The sequence below is a fragment of the Streptococcus sp. genome (assembly GCF_019414905.1).
Lineage (GTDB): Bacteria > Bacillota > Bacilli > Lactobacillales > Streptococcaceae > Streptococcus.
Genome location: NZ_DXLC01000103.1, coordinates 1 through 1,397, shown reverse-complemented (window position 1 = coordinate 1,397; position 1,397 = coordinate 1). Strand labels below are relative to the sequence as shown.

Genomic DNA, 1,397 nt, shown 5'->3' with positions numbered 1-1,397 from the left:
GTGGTACTTACGGTGCTATGCCAGAACTCTTCTTGAAACTCAACCAATTGATTGCTGACAAAGACTTGGAAATAGCTCGTGAATTGCAGTATGCTATCAACGCTATCATTGGCAAATTGACTGCTGCACATGGAAATATGTACGGTGTCATTAAGGAAGTCTTGAAGATCAATGAAGGCTTGAATATTGGTTCTGTTCATTCACCATTGACACCAGTGACTGAAGAAGATCGTCCAGTTGTAGAAGCAGCTGCAGCCTTGATTCGTGAAACCAAGGAGCGCTTCCTCTAATCCATAAGGAGGTATTTATGACACACTACGTTGCAATTGATATCGGTGGAACCAACATCAAATATGGTTTGGTTGATCAAGAGGGGCAACTTCTTGAATCACATGAAATGCCAACAGAGGCGCATAAGGGTGGACCTCATATCTTACAAAAGACCAAAGATATCGTAGCAAGCTATTTAGAAAAAGGCCCAGTAGCGGGTGTTGCCATTTCTTCGGCAGGTATGGTGGATCCGGATAAGGGGGAAATTTTCTATGCTGGACCTCAGATTCCAAATTATGCAGGTACACAGTTCAAGAAGGAAATCGAGACTAGCTTTAACGTTCCTTGTGAGATTGAAAATGACGTCAACTGTGCAGGTCTGGCTGAAGCGGTATCTGGTTCAGGCAAGGGAGCGAGTGTGACCCTTTGCTTGACTATTGGAACAGGTATCGGTGGTTGCTTGATTATGGATGGGAAAGTCTTCCATGGATTTAGCAATTCAGCCTGTGAAGTTGGTTATATGCATATGCAGGATGGAGCATTCCAAGACTTGGCCTCTACAACAGCCTTGGTAGAGTATGTAGCGGCAGGTCATGGAGATCCAGTTGACAAGTGGAATGGTCGACGTATTTTTAAGGAAGCCACTGAAGGCAACAAGATTTGTATGGCTGGTATTGACCGAATGGTAGACTATCTAGGGAAAGGTTTGGCAAATATTTGCTACGTTGCCAATCCAGAAGTTGTTATTCTCGGTGGTGGTATCATGGGCCAAGAGGCAATCCTCAAACCTAAAATTCGAAAAGCTTTAAAAGATGCTTTGGTACCAAGCCTAGCTGAAAAAACACGATTAGAATTTGCCCATCACCAAAATACAGCAGGTATGTTGGGTGCTTATTATCACTTTATACTCAATGAAAATCAAAGAGCAAACTAGGAAGCTAGCCGTAGGTTGCTCAAAGCACTGCTTTGAGGTTGTAGATAGAACTGACGAAGTCAGTAACATATATACGGTAAGGCGACGCTGACGTGGTTTGAAGAGATTTTCGAAGAGTATTACCTTTTCATAAGCTTTTTATCTATTCTTCCAGGCTTGGTAACGGGTATCAATCAATAATTGAGTGAGGCGT

Annotated in this window: 1 protein-coding gene and 1 pseudogene; both read left to right on the top strand. The window is 42.9% G+C overall.

Features of this window, described 5'->3' with window-relative positions; all coding sequences use genetic code 11:
• Window positions 1-290: pseudogene (locus QZ359_RS03125) on the top strand (N-acetylneuraminate lyase); the annotation flags it as partial.
• A gap of 17 nt (window positions 291-307) precedes the next feature.
• Window positions 308-1,204 carry an ROK family protein gene (locus QZ359_RS03120; RefSeq protein WP_293959341.1) on the top strand — a complete coding sequence of 299 codons (897 nt, stop codon included), beginning with the start codon at window positions 308-310 and terminating at the stop codon, window positions 1,202-1,204.
• Window positions 1,205-1,397 lie beyond the last annotated feature (193 nt).

Excerpts from the sequence above, each read along its gene's own strand:
- QZ359_RS03120 (WP_293959341.1), top strand. The coding sequence starts at position 308 with ATGACACACTACGTTGCAATTGATATCGGTGGAACCAACATCAAATAT.